Source organism: Cupriavidus sp. MPR-AND1C (genome assembly GCF_058809705.1).
The window spans coordinates 12,105-25,626 of sequence record NZ_JBXASU010000064.1; the positions used below are offsets into that span (position 1 = coordinate 12,105).

At 67.7% G+C, this 13,522-nt stretch carries 16 protein-coding genes; 5 read left to right on the forward strand and 11 right to left on the reverse strand.

The window, feature by feature from the left end; all coding sequences use genetic code 11:
• The first annotated feature begins 70 nt into the window (after nucleotides 1-70).
• Together AC1RWI_RS27065 and rrtA are read left to right on the forward strand one after the other, a co-directional pair.
• Nucleotides 71-2,206: an ExeM/NucH family extracellular endonuclease gene (locus AC1RWI_RS27065; protein WP_492869845.1), complete on the forward strand. Its 2,136-nt coding sequence runs from the start codon at nucleotides 71-73 to the stop codon at nucleotides 2,204-2,206.
• Between the two features lie 49 nt (nucleotides 2,207-2,255).
• Nucleotides 2,256-2,837 (forward strand): rhombosortase, encoded by a 582-nt coding sequence (rrtA, locus tag AC1RWI_RS27070; protein ID WP_492869846.1) that lies wholly within the window; start codon nucleotides 2,256-2,258, stop codon nucleotides 2,835-2,837.
• Here rrtA and AC1RWI_RS27075 read toward each other — a convergent pair.
• Nucleotides 2,812-3,276 (reverse strand): DUF2127 domain-containing protein, encoded by a 465-nt coding sequence (locus AC1RWI_RS27075; RefSeq protein WP_043354711.1) that lies wholly within the window; start codon nucleotides 3,274-3,276, stop codon nucleotides 2,812-2,814. The two genes, rrtA and AC1RWI_RS27075, sit on opposite strands and share 26 nt — an antisense overlap.
• A gap of 127 nt (nucleotides 3,277-3,403) precedes the next feature.
• Here AC1RWI_RS27075 and AC1RWI_RS27080 point away from each other — a divergent pair, with 127 nt between their 5' ends.
• Nucleotides 3,404-3,631 carry a DUF3820 family protein gene (locus tag AC1RWI_RS27080; protein WP_043354709.1) on the forward strand — a complete coding sequence of 76 codons (228 nt, stop codon included), beginning with the start codon at nucleotides 3,404-3,406 and terminating at the stop codon, nucleotides 3,629-3,631.
• Between the two features lie 21 nt (nucleotides 3,632-3,652).
• Here the strand turns inward: AC1RWI_RS27080 and AC1RWI_RS27085 are convergent, their stop codons facing one another.
• Both AC1RWI_RS27085 and AC1RWI_RS27090 read right to left on the reverse strand, forming a co-directional pair.
• Entirely contained in the window at nucleotides 3,653-5,146 is a 1,494-nt protein-coding gene (locus tag AC1RWI_RS27085) for a fumarate hydratase (RefSeq protein WP_043354707.1), read from the reverse strand.
• A gap of 141 nt (nucleotides 5,147-5,287) precedes the next feature.
• Nucleotides 5,288-6,016 (reverse strand): GntR family transcriptional regulator, encoded by a 729-nt coding sequence (locus AC1RWI_RS27090; RefSeq protein ID WP_492869847.1) that lies wholly within the window; start codon nucleotides 6,014-6,016, stop codon nucleotides 5,288-5,290.
• Between the two features lie 217 nt (nucleotides 6,017-6,233).
• Here AC1RWI_RS27090 and AC1RWI_RS27095 point away from each other — a divergent pair, with 217 nt between their 5' ends.
• Together AC1RWI_RS27095 and AC1RWI_RS27100 are read left to right on the forward strand one after the other, a co-directional pair.
• A complete protein-coding gene (locus AC1RWI_RS27095) occupies nucleotides 6,234-7,205 on the forward strand; it encodes a tripartite tricarboxylate transporter substrate-binding protein (RefSeq protein WP_236702211.1) in 972 nt (323 codons plus the stop codon).
• Between the two features lie 102 nt (nucleotides 7,206-7,307).
• On the forward strand, nucleotides 7,308-8,018 hold the full coding sequence (locus AC1RWI_RS27100) for a GntR family transcriptional regulator (RefSeq protein ID WP_043354704.1): 711 nt from the start codon (nucleotides 7,308-7,310) through the stop codon (nucleotides 8,016-8,018).
• A gap of 5 nt (nucleotides 8,019-8,023) precedes the next feature.
• On the opposite strand, the gene AC1RWI_RS27105 is transcribed toward AC1RWI_RS27100, so the two are convergent.
• The 8 genes from AC1RWI_RS27105 to AC1RWI_RS27140 form a co-directional block, all read right to left on the reverse strand.
• Nucleotides 8,024-9,364: an MFS transporter gene (locus AC1RWI_RS27105; protein WP_492869848.1), complete on the reverse strand. Its 1,341-nt coding sequence runs from the start codon at nucleotides 9,362-9,364 to the stop codon at nucleotides 8,024-8,026.
• Nucleotides 9,364-10,062, reverse strand: a complete 699-nt coding sequence (locus AC1RWI_RS27110) for a DUF4286 family protein (protein ID WP_201777393.1) — start codon at nucleotides 10,060-10,062, stop codon at nucleotides 9,364-9,366. The genes AC1RWI_RS27105 and AC1RWI_RS27110 overlap by 1 nt, the downstream gene beginning before the upstream one ends.
• A complete protein-coding gene (locus tag AC1RWI_RS27115) occupies nucleotides 10,062-10,211 on the reverse strand; it encodes a hypothetical protein (protein ID WP_158408323.1) in 150 nt (49 codons plus the stop codon). The genes AC1RWI_RS27110 and AC1RWI_RS27115 overlap by 1 nt, the downstream gene beginning before the upstream one ends.
• Nucleotides 10,212-10,214: 3 nt before the next feature.
• Nucleotides 10,215-11,126, reverse strand: coding sequence for a LysR family transcriptional regulator (locus AC1RWI_RS27120; protein WP_043354703.1), 912 nt, complete (start codon nucleotides 11,124-11,126; stop codon nucleotides 10,215-10,217).
• Nucleotides 11,127-11,399: 273 nt separating this feature from the next.
• On the reverse strand, nucleotides 11,400-12,260 hold the full coding sequence (locus AC1RWI_RS27125) for an NAD-dependent protein deacetylase (protein ID WP_043354701.1): 861 nt from the start codon (nucleotides 12,258-12,260) through the stop codon (nucleotides 11,400-11,402).
• A 73-nt stretch (nucleotides 12,261-12,333) separates the two neighbouring features.
• Nucleotides 12,334-12,597: an oxidoreductase-like domain-containing protein gene (locus AC1RWI_RS27130; protein WP_052495020.1), complete on the reverse strand. Its 264-nt coding sequence runs from the start codon at nucleotides 12,595-12,597 to the stop codon at nucleotides 12,334-12,336.
• A 22-nt stretch (nucleotides 12,598-12,619) separates the two neighbouring features.
• Nucleotides 12,620-12,733: a hypothetical protein gene (locus AC1RWI_RS27135; protein WP_492869849.1), complete on the reverse strand. Its 114-nt coding sequence runs from the start codon at nucleotides 12,731-12,733 to the stop codon at nucleotides 12,620-12,622.
• 83 nt (nucleotides 12,734-12,816) lie between these two features.
• Nucleotides 12,817-13,413, reverse strand: a complete 597-nt coding sequence (locus AC1RWI_RS27140) for an SRPBCC family protein (RefSeq protein WP_052495019.1) — start codon at nucleotides 13,411-13,413, stop codon at nucleotides 12,817-12,819.
• Nucleotides 13,414-13,522: the final 109 nt, after the last annotated feature.

A 13,522-nucleotide genomic window follows, 5' to 3' on the forward strand; every position in this document is an offset into this window, starting at 1 on the left:
CATGGGTCCTACGCTTGGCATCGGCAGTCCATCCGGACCCACATTGCGCCGATACCCTGGAGACCCATCCATGCGCCTGTTCTTGCCAAAGCCTTTCCTCCACGGCTGCCTGCCGCGCATTCTGCCGCGCTGCCTGCCACCCTGGCTGGCCTTGCTCTGCTTTACCTTGCCCGCCCATGCCGACGCGGGCTATCGCGATCAGGCGCGGGCGCTGCTGCCCCCGCCCACCGCGCAATGCGGCGCGCCAGCCACGCCGATCGCGAACCTGCGGGACGAAAGCGAGGGCACGCCGTCGATCGGGCGAAGGGTCGCGCTGGAGGCGGTGGTCACGGCCGACTACTCGGGCGCCGACGGCCTCAGCGGCTTCTTCGTGCAGCAGGCCGACGCCCAGCGCCAGCGTCGTCCAGGCGTGTCGGAGGGCATGTTCGTCCATGCGCCGCGCGCGGCTGCGCGGGCAGGCGATCTGGTGCGCGTGCTCGGCACGGTGGAGGAGCGCGCCGGCCAGATGCGGCTAAGGCTGTCCGGCCCTGCCACGGTGTGCGCGGGGGGCCAGGCGGTCACCCCGGAAACCATCACGCTGCCCACGCCGCACACGGGTTCGCTGGCGGCCTATGAGGGCATGCTGGTGCGGCTGCCGCAGACCCTCACCGTCAGCGAGACCTTCGAACTCGGCCGCTACGGCAGCGTGGTGCTCAGCCTCGGCCGCCCGCCGCTGCCCACCAACGTGGCCTTGCCCGGGGAAGCCGCCGCCGCACAGGCTGCCGCCAATGCGCTCAATCGCCTGGTGCTGGACGACGGCTACAGCCGGCAAAACCCGCCGCGCGTCATCCATCCCGCACCGGGCCTGAGCGCATCGAACACACTGCGCAGCGGGGACACCGTCGCCAATGTGCAGGGCGTGCTGGAATGGCGCGCAAACGCCTGGCGCATCCAGCCGCTCCCCGGCGCGCCGCTACCGGCGTTCCAGCCCGCCAACCCGCGCGCCGGCGCCCCGGCACGCGCCGCCCACACCGATCTGCGCGTGGCGGCGTTCAATGTCGAGAACTACTTCAACGGCGACGGCCGCGGCGCGGGCTTCGATGACCCCGGCAATCGCGGCGCAAAGACGGCCGCTGAGTTCGCCCGCCAGGAAGCCAAGATCCTGAGCGCATTGCAAGGCCTGAACGCCGACGTGATCGGCCTGATGGAAATCGAAAACAATGGCCATGGCGAGTTGAGCGCCATCCACCGGCTCGCGGGCAAGCTCGGGCCGGACTGGCGCTTCATCCATCCTGGCCGGGAGCAACTGGGCGGCGACGTCATCAAGGTCGCACTGGTCTACAACGCCAGCAAGGTGGAACCCGTCGGCACGCCGGCCACCCTGGCGCTGGGCGCGAGAACCCGCCAGCCGCTGGCCGCCACCTTCCGCCTGCCGGGCCAGCCCGCCAAGCTCACGGTGGTGGTGAACCATTTCAAGTCCAAGCGCTGCAAGGACGCGCGCGGCGTCAATGCGGACCAGCGCGATGGCCAGAGCTGCTGGAATCCCACGCGCGTGGCGGCGGCCAGCCGCATTGCCGATTGGCTGGCCACCTCGCCCACCGGCGTGCAGGACGATGGCAAGCTCGTGATTGGCGACCTCAACAGTTACGCACAGGAAGACCCGATCCGCCTGCTGGCGGAGCGCGGCTATGCGGATATGATCGCGCGCTTCGCCGAAGCCGGCACCCCCTCCTACAGCTATGTCTTTGGCGGCGAGGCCGGCTACATCGACCACGCGCTCGCCGATGCGGGGGCGGCGAGCCGCACCCTCGCGGCGCGCCATTGGCACATCAACGCCGACGAGCCGATCTCCCTGGCCTATGCGCTGGCCCACAAGAGCGAGGCACAGCAGCAATCCTTCTATGCACCCGACGCCTATCGCTCGTCCGACCACGACCCGCTGGTGGTCGACCTTGCCATGCGCGGCGATGGCGTGGCCACGGGCGGCTCAGCGGGCTCAGCGGGCTCAGCGGGCACAGCAGGCACAGACGGCAGCGCGGAAAGTACCAGCACGCACAATGGCGCCGGCGGTGGCACCGGCGCGAATGCCAGCAAGGAATCCATCGAGAAAGCGCAAGCCGGCGCTGGCGCCACGGATCCCTGGCTGCTCTGGGCGTTGGCGGGCGCCACGGCGCTCACCGCGTGGCACTGGTTTGTGCGCCGCGTCCTGCCGCGCTGGCGGGCGTGAGCCGCGAGCTTCTCCTGGGCGGCCGGCTACATCGACCACGCGCTGGCCAATGACGCCGCGGCGCGCCGCTGGCGGGTGGCTGCTGCTGGCGCTGGCGCTGGTCGCGCTCCAGGCGGCCGGGCCTGCGCTGATGCAGGCCCTGCGCTTTGACCGCGAGGCCATGCTCGCGGGCCAGGCCTGGCGCCTGCTGAGCTGCCATTTCGTGCATCTCGGCTGGGCGCATTGCCTGCTCAACGTGGCGGGCCTGCTGATGCTGGCGGCGATCCTGCCGGCGCGCATGCGCGCATGGCGGGTGGTGCCGCCATTGGCGGCCATGACAGGATTGCTGCTGCTAGCCGGCGAGCCGGAGCTGCTCCGCTATGCGGGCTTCTCCGGCATCAACTACGGGCTTGCCATGGTCGCCCTGCTGCCCCGGGCCCGCCGCGATGGCCTCGCGGCGATGCTGCTGGTCGCGCTGACGGCGCGCGCGGGCTGGCAGATCCTGGCGGGGCCCGCCGAGGACGCAGGCGCGTGGCTGGGCGGCCCGGTCGTGGCCAGCGCCCACCTGTACGGCCTGGCGGCTGGCGCATTGCTGGCCTGGCCACGCCGGGAGGCGCCCGCGACCGCTAGGCGCCGGCCGGATTGCGCCTGATGCTGTTGGCCAGGTAGGCCACGATCAGTACATTGGCAATGGCCAGCCCGACGTGAATTGCGCTGGGACGCACCACCGCCTCGTACAGTTCCACCGGAATGTAGACCGCGCCCGACCATACGCCCAGCCATTTCGCCCACACGCGCTGACGCCACAGGCCGTAGGCCTCCGTGAGACGCATGGCTGCGTACATCGCGGCAGATCCGCCAATGGCCCACAGGCGCGCGTCGCTCGGATGGGCCATCAGCGACAGGAAAATGGTCGGGTAGCGGCTCCCCGGGTTCAGGTGCAGGCGGGCGACAATGGCCTCGGCCAGCGCCTGTGCGTCCCGGTGCAGCAGCGCCACCAGGCCCAGCCCCGCCAGGATCACCAGCAGACCCTTGGCGGCCTCGAACAGGGCGATGCTTTTCAGGCCAGCGCCTGTGCCTTGCTTTGCCATCTTGCTTGTCCTCGTCAGCGGTAAGGCCAGGATCGTACCCCGGCGCGGCCGGCGGCGGCAAACCGGGCGCGGCACGCTGGTAACATCCCCCTGCCGGCGCCATCCGAGGCCCGCCTGAGGTTGCTCCATGAATCCCGAACACCTGCCACTCCTGCTCACCCGCACCATGCCCTACGGCAAGTACAAGGGCCGCGTCATCGCCAGCCTGCCGGGCACCTACCTGAACTGGTTCGCGCGCGAAGGCTTTCCGCCGGGCGAGATCGGCCAGTTGCTGGCCCTGATGCATGAACTCGACCACAACGGCCTGACCAGCCTGCTGGATCCGCTGCGCGGGCGCTATCGGCCCCAGGCGTAGCACCTGGGAGCGCTGTGGGACTTAGCCCGCAACGATCCGATGTATCGACCGCCCTGTGGCATCCACCGCCACCGTGGCCGGCATATCCTCCACCTCAAACTCATAGATGGCCTCCATCCCCAGTTCCGCAAAGGCCAGCACGCGTGCCTTGCGGATCGCCCGGGAGATCAGGTAGGCCGCGCCACCCACCGCGATCAGGTAGGCCGCGCCGTGGCGGCGGATGGCCTCGATGGCCACTGGCCCGCGCTCGGCCTTGCCGATCATCAGCAGCAAGCCCGTCTGCTCCAGCAACTGCGGCACGAACTTGTCCATGCGCGTGGCCGTGGTAGGCCCTGCCGGCCCCACCGCTTCGTCGCCAACGGCATCGACCGGACCCACGTAATAGATCGCGCGATTGCGCAGCGGCACCGGCAGCGGCTCGCCCGCATCCAGCATGGCTACCAGCCGTTTATGCGCGGCATCGCGCGCCGTCAGCAAGCGGCCGCGCAGCCGCAAGGTCTCGCCAACCTGCCACTGCGCCACCTGCGCGGCATCCAGATTGTCCAGGTCGACCACGCGCCCCGGCTTGGCGGTCAACGCGCCGGGAATGCCATCCCAGGTGTCAGCAGGAGGTGGCTCCAGCCGCGCGGGGCCTGAGCCATCAAGCTCCACCGTGACAAAACGCGTGGCCGCGCAATTGGGAATCAGCGCCACCGGCAGCGTCGCGGCGTGACACGGCAGCGCAGCTACCTTGACATCCAGCACGGTGGCCAGCCCGCCCAGCCCCTGCGCGCCGATGCCGAGCGCGTTGATGCGCTCGAACAGTGCCAGCCGCAGCCGCTCGGTGTCGTTCGCTGGCCCCTTGTCGCGCAACGCATGAATATCGATGGGGCTGAACAACGCGCGCTTGGCCGCCAGCATGGCCTGCTCCGGCGTGCCGCCCACCCCGACGCCAAGCACGCCGGGTGGGCACCAGCCGGCGCCCATCTGCGGGATGGCAGCGAGGATCCAGTCGACCAGCGAATCGCTTGGGTTGAGCGTGGCGAACTTCGCCTTGACATCGCCGCCGCCGCCCTTGGCCACCACCGTCATCTTGATGGTGTTGCCGGGCACCAGTTCCAGTTGCAGGAATCCCGGCGTGTTGTCGCCGGTGTTACGCCGCTCGCCCAGGGCCGAGCCAACCATGGTGGCGCGCAGCGGATTGGCGCTGTGCGTGTAGCCCCGGCGCACGGCGGCGTCCACCATCTGCTGCACGGACAGCAACGCGGCTCCATCGCGCGCCGCAAAGCGCACGTCCATGCCCACGGTCATGAAAACCTGCGCCACGCCGGTGTCCTGGCAGATCGGCCTGTGCGCCTCGGCGCTCATGCGGCTGTTGACCAGCAACTGCTCGATGGCATCGCGCGCCGCGCCAGCGGGTTCGGCGGCAAAGGCGCGCTTGAGCGCCTGCACGAAATCAACGGGATGGTAGTAGCTGACGTACTGTAGCGCGTCGGCAATGCTGTCGACGACGTCTTCCTGGAAGATCACGATCATGGCGGGGTGGGCGCAGCAGGCGGGACAACGGCTGCTGCCAGTCAATTATGTCTATACATAATGACACGTTCCGCCACCGGAAAGCAATCCATTGGCCGCCGTCCCCAGACGATCTTCGGGCTGGCGACGGCTAGCGACGGCTCAAGCCTGACGCTGCAGCACAGTCGAATACGTGAAGCGATCGGCCGGATGCAAGCTCACCACCACTTCGAACAACCGGTCCGACTGGTCGAAATACCGCCGCACGAATTCCAGCGCATGCGCATCGGGCGCGGTGCCCAGCACGTCCGCGAGCGCGGCGGGCACGCCCACCGCCCGCACGGTCTGGCGTACTTCCTTGACCAGGCGTCCGGTGGTTTTGCCGACCAGTTCGCTGATCAGGCTGGGATCTGTCTTGAGCAGCTTGCGGATCTTGGCGCCGTCAGCCTCCATCACGTAGACGTCGGACCATGACAACGGATGCGATGGCGCCTCGGGGTTGGTGCGCGAGGTCTCGATATGCAGCCAGCGCGAGCCCGGCTGACAGCCCAGCCGGGTGGCCAGCTCTATATCCATCACGATTTCGCGCGCACCGTGGATCTTGCGCTGCGTGGCGGCGCCATATTGCACCAGTTCGTCGATGGTGGAGAGCTTGGGCGTGTACTCGCTGCTGCGCGGCGCGGAGGCTTCCACCCGGGTGCCTGCGCGCTTTTTACGCGAGACCAGGCCTAGCTCCTGGATGCGCATCAGCGCCACCCGCACGGTGCCCCGGCTGACGCCGTGTTTCTCGGCCAGCTCCAGTTCGCCCGGCAGGCTTGACCCGACCGGATAGACCCCGCTCGTGATGTCGTGAATAAGTGCCTTGGTCAACTCGGCGTGGCGTGGCTCCATGGGTTCCCTGAATGATCGATCGATGTGCCTGAGGCGTAGCAAATGCTAGCGCCTGGCGGCCCGTAAGCCAAGCGTAAAGGGTAAACGAGGTGCGGTGCCGGCTTGACGGTCGAGTGCCACATTCCTAGAATATGTTTAAACATATTTATTAAATGAACATATAAGCAGCACCGATCATCTCAAAACAACCGAAACCACCTTGATGATGGAGACAACAATGACCAAGAAACTGGGCGCCACCCTGGCCCTGCTAGCCCTGTCCACCGCCGCGCTGGCGCAAAACTACCCCACCCGCCCAATCACGTGGATCGTGCCCTTCGCGGCCGGCGGCCCCACCGATGCGCTTGCCCGCAATATCGCGGATCGCGTCGGGCGCGATCTGGGCCAGCCGGTACTGATCGAGAACCAGGCCGGCGCCGGCGGCACCATCGGCGCGGGCAAGGCGGCAAAGGCCGCGCCCGATGGCTATACCTTCCTGGTCGGGCATATGGGCTATATGGCCGCGGCGCCGTCGCTGTACAAGAAGCTGTCGTATGACCCGGTCAAGGACTTCGAGGGCGTGTTCCGCTTCCCCGATACGCCGCTGGTGCTGCTGGTCGGCGCGAACTCGAAGTTCAAGACCGTGCAGGACCTGGTCGCCTTTGCCAGTGCCAATCCGGGCAAGCTCAACTTCGGCAACGCGGGTGTGGGTTCCACCTCGCATCTGGTCGCCGCCATGTTCGCCCAGCAGGCCAGGATCAAGGTGACCCCGGTGTCGTACAAAGGCGCCGGCCCGGCCTTGACCGATGTCATGGGCGGGCAGGTGGATGGCATGTTCGACCAAACCAACACCGCCCTGCCGCAGGTCAAGGGCGGCAAGGTCATCGCCATCGCGCAGACAGCCAAGCAACACGTGCCGCAGTTTCCCAACGTGCCCACCGTGGCGGAAACCGTGGTGCCGAACTTCGAGGCATCCACCTGGTACGGCCTGTATGCGCCGAAGGGCACGCCCAAGGACGTCATCGCCCGCAACTACGCCGCGTTCGCCAAGGCCATCGCCGACACGGAGTTTGCAAAGAAGCTGGCCGACCAGGGCATCCAGTTGCTACCGGATGCCGCCTACAAACCCGCCGCGCTAAACCAGCACACCGCGGCCGAAGTGGCCAAGTGGAAGACCGTGATCACCGCGGCGGACATCAAGCTGGATTAGGCGTGCAGCATTGGTCCAGCGCCTCGGGCCGCGCCTGCTTTTGGTAGTACGATATCGCCCTTGCACGCGTTGCCGTGTTGTCGGGAGAGAGTTTTGCCATCAGTGGATCGCCGTAGCGCCGGCACATCGCGCGCCCGGGCCAGGACCGAAGAACCATCGCAGAATGAGCTGGCCTATACCGGCCTGCGGGAGCGGCTGACCACGCTGGTCTACCGCCCCGGCGAGCATCTCAACATCTCCACCCTGGTCGACGATCTTGACCTTGGCCGCACGCCCATCAACCAGGCCCTGCACCGGCTGGCCAACGAAGGACTGGTGCAGATCCTGCCGCGCAAGGGCGTGGTGGTCTCGCCACTGTCCATCGACGATGCGCTGCACCTGATCGACGTGCGCCTGGCCAACGAAACGCTGTGCGCCAGGCTAGCTGCCGAGCGCATCACCGCCGCCGGCCTTCACACGCTCGAACGCCTGCTGAGCCAGGTGGAAGACGCTGTGGCGCAGCGCAACCTGCCCGAGGTGACCAACCTGGACCGCCTGTTCCACGAGGAAATCGCGCAGGTCTCGGGCAACCCGATCCTCATCGAAATCCTCAAGGTGCTGCACGCGCGCTCGCAGCGCTTCTGGGCCATTTCGCTGTCATCCGAAGGGCACCTGGCCGAGGTCGGCGCCGAGCACCGCGCCATCCTGAAGGCGCTGCGCGACGGCGACGGCGCGGCAGCGGCCAGCGCGGTCACGGCCCATGTGCTTTCCTTTCGCCAGGCGCTGCTGCAGGGCCGCCGCGAAACGGTCTTCGCGACGGCGCTCGAGGGCTAGCCGGATCAGCTTTCGAGCGGCTTGTTCGCGGTTTCCCGCGCCACCAGCAGCGCCACCAGCGTCAGCGCCACGGCGGCGCTGACATACAGCGAGATCGCCAGTGTCGAGCCGTACGACTTGTACAGGCTGGCGATGATCAGCGGCGCAAAGCCGCCGCCCACGATGCCCGCCAGCGTATAGGCCAGCGATGACCCGGCGTAGCGCACCCGCGTGGGGAACTGCTCGGTCACGAAGGCCGCCTGCGGGCCGTACATCATGGCGTGGATGATCAGCCCGACCACCACCGCGGCGCAGATCTGCAGCGGCTGCGCGCTGTCCATCAGGCGGAAGAACACAAAGGCCCACACCACGGCCAGCACGGCCCCGGCGATGTATACCGGGCGGCGGCCGAGCTTGTCCGACAGGCTGCCGAACAAGGGCACCGCGATGGCGTTGCACGCCGCGCCGATCATGGTCGCGCTCAGCGCCAGCGGCCGGGACAGGTGCAGCTCGCTGGTCACGTAAGTCAGCGTGAAGACCACCACCAGCGCGTAGAGCACGTCGGAGCCGATGCGCACACCGCCGGCCACCAGCAGCCGCCGCCAGTGATCCACGAACACTTCCTTGATCGGCGTCTTGGCCGTGCTCTTGCGCGCTTCCATTTCCTTGAACAGCGGGGTTTCCTCAACGCCCTTGCGCAGCCACAGCCCGAACAGCACCAGCAGCACGCTCGACAGGAACGGAACGCGCCAGCCCCACGCCTGGAAATCTTCCGGGCTCAGCCACAGCGACACCACGGCGATAAAGCCGGTGCCCAGCAGCGTGCCGCACGACGGCCCCACCTGCGTAAACGATGCGTTGCGCCCGCGCTGGTGCTGCTCGCCATGCTCCATCGACAGCAACACCGCGCCAGCCCATTCGCCGCCGATCGCCGCGCCTTGCAGGAAGCGCAGCGCCACCAGCAGGATCGGGCTCCAGATGCCCCACGACATGTAAGTGGGCAGCACGCCCATCAGCCCGGTGGCCACGCCCATCAGGATCAGCGTGGCGACCAGCACGAAGCGCCGGCCGAGCTTGTCGCCCAGATGCCCGAACAGCACGCCGCCAAGCGGGCGCGAGACATAGCCCACCGCATAGGTGGAAAACGCCAGGATCGTGCCCGTGAGCGGATCGAACGAGGGGAAGAAAACCGCGTTGAACACCAGCGCGGCCATCAGGTTATAGACCGTGAAGTCGTACCACTCCAGCGTGGTGCCGATGGTGCTGGCCGCGGCCAGCCGGCCCATGCCGGGCTTGGCGGCATGGGTGGCCGCATCGAGCGTGCCGGCTGCGCTGCGCGCGGTGGATATCGTGTTTGCGTTGGTCATCACGCCACCTCCCCGGAGAAGAGCTTCCATTTCAATGCATAGCGTGCGGCCTGCTGCGTCGATGCGCCCAGGCGCTTTGCCGCTTCCTGCAGTGCCTGCTCGCTCGCGGCTTCGGCGCTGCTCTCGATCACCAGGATGGGCAGCAATTGCCGGTCGGTCAGGCTCTCCTTGGGCAACGGCTGGCTTAGCTCGGCATCGGGCATCAGCAGGTAGGACTGGACAAAGCCGGGCTGCGCGGACAGTTGCCCGCCAACCTCGCCCGCCAGGTCGACCAGCGCCAGCGGATCCTCCGGCTGCGCCAGCGGCAGCACGGCAAGCCAGCTGCCGCTGCCCTGCCCGACCGTGGCAGTGACTTCGCTCACGCGGCGCATCGGCTGGCGCATGCGGTCCAGGTTGGCCACCGACCACGGCGTCTGGCGGCGAAAGGCCGCCTTGTAGGCTGCGCTGGTGAATGCACCGAGCGACTCGGTGCGATACAGGCCGAGATACTTGGGGCCGCCCTGCACGGCTTCATAGCGCGCGGCAGAGATGAAGCCTTCGATGCGGGCGCGCTCTTCCACGTGCTCGCGGTCGTACCATTGATTGAAATCGGCCTCGTCGGCCGCATCCACATTCGACGCGACAAACAGCATGCCCTGCGGGGCCATGCCTGCCGCGCTCTCTGTCGCCAAACTTTCGGTCGCAAACATCTCGCTCATCAAACTCTCCGGTTGCCACGCCAATACAAAGCGGTGAGCTGATGATCGGCGCGATCGCCGCGCGCGACAAACGGGTTTTTCTTCGCGTTTCCGATCAGTTTTTCTGTTCGATCCGGCTGCGTTCGCGCACCAGCCTGGCGCGCGACCATGCTTCACTCCGGCGCAAACGGTGCAGGCAGCGAACGCACGAAGCGATCCGATTCGCGGCAGGCCAGATCCGCCACCAGGCGAATCGCCTCCGACGCCGCATGGTCGAGATGGCTCACTACCAGCCGTTGATGCGGCAGCGGCACATCGCAACAGATCACGCGCAGTTCGCCGCGCTCCACCTCTTCACGCACCGGCGCCAGCGGCATCAGCGCATTGCCAAAGCCCGCCTTCACCAGCCGCACGATGGCCGCGATGGAGCTCACGCAGTGCACCTTGCCAACGGGCAGCCCGGCCTTGCGGTACAGCTCCTTGAGCGCCACGTGCGGCTGCGATCCCGGGCTCATGGTGATGGTCGGGTACTGCAGCAACGTGGCCAGTTTCCCTTCATCGGGCTGCGCCGCGCCGGGCGGCCCGACCCACCCGATCGCCATCGGCAGGCACGGCGTGCTGGTGATGCCCTCGCCCACCGCGGGGTCCGTCTGCAAGGCGATATCGATGCCGCCGGCGCGCAGGGTCTTGTGCAGGCCCTCGGTGGTCTCGGAAGTGATCTGCACCTCGATGCCCGGATAGGACGATTGCAGGTGCCGCAGGAAGTCGACCAGCCAGGTATGCACCACGCTCTCGATGGCGCCGATGCGCACCAGCCCCAGCAACTCGTGGCCGGAGCGCCCCAGCACCATGATCTCCCGCTGCAACTCCAGCAGCCGCTCGCCGTAGCCAAGCAGGCGCAGGCCCACCGGCGTGAGCCGCAGGTCCCGCGCCTCGCGCTCGAACACGCGCGCGCCAATCTCCTGCTCCAGCGAGGCAATGCGATTGGACATGGCCGCCTGCGTGATGTGCAGCTTCTCGGCCGCCGCGCGAAAGCTGCCTAGCCTCGCTACCCACATGAAGGCTTCGACAAAGCGCGTGTTCATGGCGCCGGGCCTGCACTGGCGCCGCACCCGCAGCGCCCGCAGCACCTCACCCGTGCCCCGCCACGGTGCACCCTGCTCGTCAATTCGGCTCCCGGCCAGGGCTGGCCAGCCTCGCTACTTCCATTTTGTCCGCCTTGTGAAATTTCACAGTATTAACAGCGGATTTTTATGCAATATCCGCGCCAGTGCTGTAGTGGGATTCCCTAGCTTGCTTTCATGCCGTCCGGCTGCGGCAAGCCCCCTCTGACGACGGGTGGCGGTCGCTGAGCGGGCCTATTGAGCCACGGCACCCGCGGGCAAGTCCAGCCGCCCGGCCAGGTCCGTCAGCGTCGCCGCGCACGAGGCATCCACCTTCAACGCCAGCAGCGCATCGGCACGGGTCTGGCCAAGATTGATGGCCGCCACCGGCTTGCCCAGCTTTTGCGCCGCCAGGCAGAAACGGTAACCGGAAAACACCGTGAGCGACGAGCCGATCACCAGCAAGGCATCCGACTCATCCAGCGCCTGCAGGGACACATCCACGCGCTCGCGCGGCACCGACTCCCCGAAGAACACCACATCGGGCTTGAGCACGCCGCCGCAGTGCCCGCACGCGGGAATACGCACGGCCTCGAAGCTGGCCAGCTCCAGATGCGCATCGCCATCGGAAGCCGGCAGCGCGCGCAGTTCGGCTAGCGCCGGGTTGTCCGCCTCGAGCTGCGCCTGCAGCGAGGCGCGCGGGCGGCGCGTGCCGCATTGCAGGCAGATCACGCTGCCCACATGGCCATGCAGCTCGATCACGCCGGTGCTGCCGGCGCGCTGGTGCAGGCCGTCCACGTTCTGGGTGACAAGCTGGCGCACGTAGCCAGCCGCTTGCAGCTGAGCCAGCGCGAAGTGCGCGGCGTTAGGCTGCGCATTGGCTAGCACCGGCCAGCCCAGCATGCTGCGCGCCCAGTAGCGCTGGCGCACCGCATGCGAGCGAAAGAAATCCTGCGCCTGCACGGGCGGCGTGCGCTGCCAGTTGCCCTGCGCGTCACGGTAGCCGGGAATGCCGGAATCGGTGCTGATGCCGGCCCCCGTCAGCACCAGCAGGCGCGGATGGTCCCGCACGAACGCGTGCAGGTCGGCCAGCATGTTCCGGTCGGTGACGCTCAAGGCAGGCTCCTTGTGTGGTACTTGCTTGGTGCTTGCGTGGTACGTGTCTGGTACGCGTGGCGTGCCAGCCAGGTCAGAAGCTGGGACCGCCCGCGCCGGCTTCGGCCGTCTGGCCGGCGAGCGCCAGCCAGGCCTTGAGCTCGGCACGGTACTGCTCCATGGCCGCGGCATGCAGGTCAAAGATGCAGGGATCACAGCCATTGCCGCAGCAATCATTGATATCCGGCGTGGGCGGCGCCACGGGCTTGGGCGGCAATGCCTGCGCTGCCGGCTCCGGCGTAGCCGCCGTATCTGGGGTGCGTCCTGTGGCGGACGCCAGGTTTTCTACCGACACCATCGACTCCAATTGAATTGCGCGGTCAGTATACTGCCGGCGCGCGGACCAGGTCGCGGCGAAAGCTCGCCAGCATCTGTGGCGCCTGCGCCTCCCAGCCGGCAAAGCGCTCGTGCACGGCCGGGTCCGGAAAGATCATGCGCAGCGTATTGCGATGGCCCGGCGCGCACGCGCCAGCACATCCCAGCGCAGGTTGCGCACACAGGCAGGCAACACGGCAGATCAGCCGCCCGTACCGGACGAGGGCTTGCGGGCCTCCAGCACCGCCCGCAACCGCGTCACCGCCTCGGCTGACTCGGCCTCGATGCGCTTGCGCAGCACCAGCCAGTTGGTCAGCGCAAACAGCAGGTTCGGCGCGGGGTAGCTGAATTCGCGCCGGAAGTGCGTGCCCTCCGGCGTCTGGGCGAGCGTGTAGCGGACCGCGCCCGCTTCGCGCCCATCCATAGTGCCCTGGATCATCCAGGCCGAGGATGGGCTGCGCTCGGCCGCGGTCCACACCACCTGGCCGCGCCGCCCGGCCACCAAGAAGGTTTCGGTGACCTGCTCGCCGGGCAGGAGCGAATGCCCGGCCGATGCGCCGGTCACGGCGAGCGACGATGGATGCCAGTCGGGCCAGTTGGCGGGCGTGGAAACGTAGTCGAACACCACGGCATCGGGCTGCGCGATCGTCACCTCGTTGACGATATGCGTGACGGGGCGCCACGGCCGCGGCAAGGGGAGCAACAGGACAGTCGCCGCGCACAGAAGGATCAGTAGCGCGACGAACAGGGTCCGCCGCCGTCCATGGGTCCGCCTTCTGTGGATTCGCCGCCTGCTCATGTTGGGAGCCTGGACAATCAATGCGCCGGCGGGCTGCGGTGCGGGCTGCGGCCTGCGGCCTTTCCGGCTGGGGTGGCCGCGATGCTTTTAGTGTAGTCAGATTTTTTCG

Bases quoted from the DNA above. Each gene is read 5' to 3' on its own strand.
- AC1RWI_RS27065 (WP_492869845.1), top strand. From the start codon at position 71: ATGCGCCTGTTCTTGCCAAAGCCTTTCCTCCACGGCTGCCTGCCGCGC.
- rrtA (WP_492869846.1), top strand. From the start codon at position 2,256: ATGACGCCGCGGCGCGCCGCTGGCGGGTGGCTGCTGCTGGCGCTGGCG.
- AC1RWI_RS27075 (WP_043354711.1), bottom strand. From the start codon at position 3,276: ATGGCAAAGCAAGGCACAGGCGCTGGCCTGAAAAGCATCGCCCTGTTC.
- AC1RWI_RS27080 (WP_043354709.1), top strand. From the start codon at position 3,404: ATGAATCCCGAACACCTGCCACTCCTGCTCACCCGCACCATGCCCTAC.
- AC1RWI_RS27085 (WP_043354707.1), bottom strand. From the start codon at position 5,146: ATGATCGTGATCTTCCAGGAAGACGTCGTCGACAGCATTGCCGACGCG.
- AC1RWI_RS27090 (WP_492869847.1), bottom strand. From the start codon at position 6,016: ATGGAGCCACGCCACGCCGAGTTGACCAAGGCACTTATTCACGACATC.
- AC1RWI_RS27095 (WP_236702211.1), top strand. From the start codon at position 6,234: ATGACCAAGAAACTGGGCGCCACCCTGGCCCTGCTAGCCCTGTCCACC.
- AC1RWI_RS27105 (WP_492869848.1), bottom strand. From the start codon at position 9,364: ATGACCAACGCAAACACGATATCCACCGCGCGCAGCGCAGCCGGCACG.
- AC1RWI_RS27110 (WP_201777393.1), bottom strand. From the start codon at position 10,062: ATGAGCGAGATGTTTGCGACCGAAAGTTTGGCGACAGAGAGCGCGGCA.
- AC1RWI_RS27115 (WP_158408323.1), bottom strand. From the start codon at position 10,211: ATGGTCGCGCGCCAGGCTGGTGCGCGAACGCAGCCGGATCGAACAGAA.
- AC1RWI_RS27120 (WP_043354703.1), bottom strand. From the start codon at position 11,126: ATGAACACGCGCTTTGTCGAAGCCTTCATGTGGGTAGCGAGGCTAGGC.
- AC1RWI_RS27130 (WP_052495020.1), bottom strand. From the start codon at position 12,597: ATGGTGTCGGTAGAAAACCTGGCGTCCGCCACAGGACGCACCCCAGAT.
- AC1RWI_RS27135 (WP_492869849.1), bottom strand. From the start codon at position 12,733: ATGATCTTTCCGGACCCGGCCGTGCACGAGCGCTTTGCCGGCTGGGAG.
- AC1RWI_RS27140 (WP_052495019.1), bottom strand. From the start codon at position 13,413: ATGAGCAGGCGGCGAATCCACAGAAGGCGGACCCATGGACGGCGGCGG.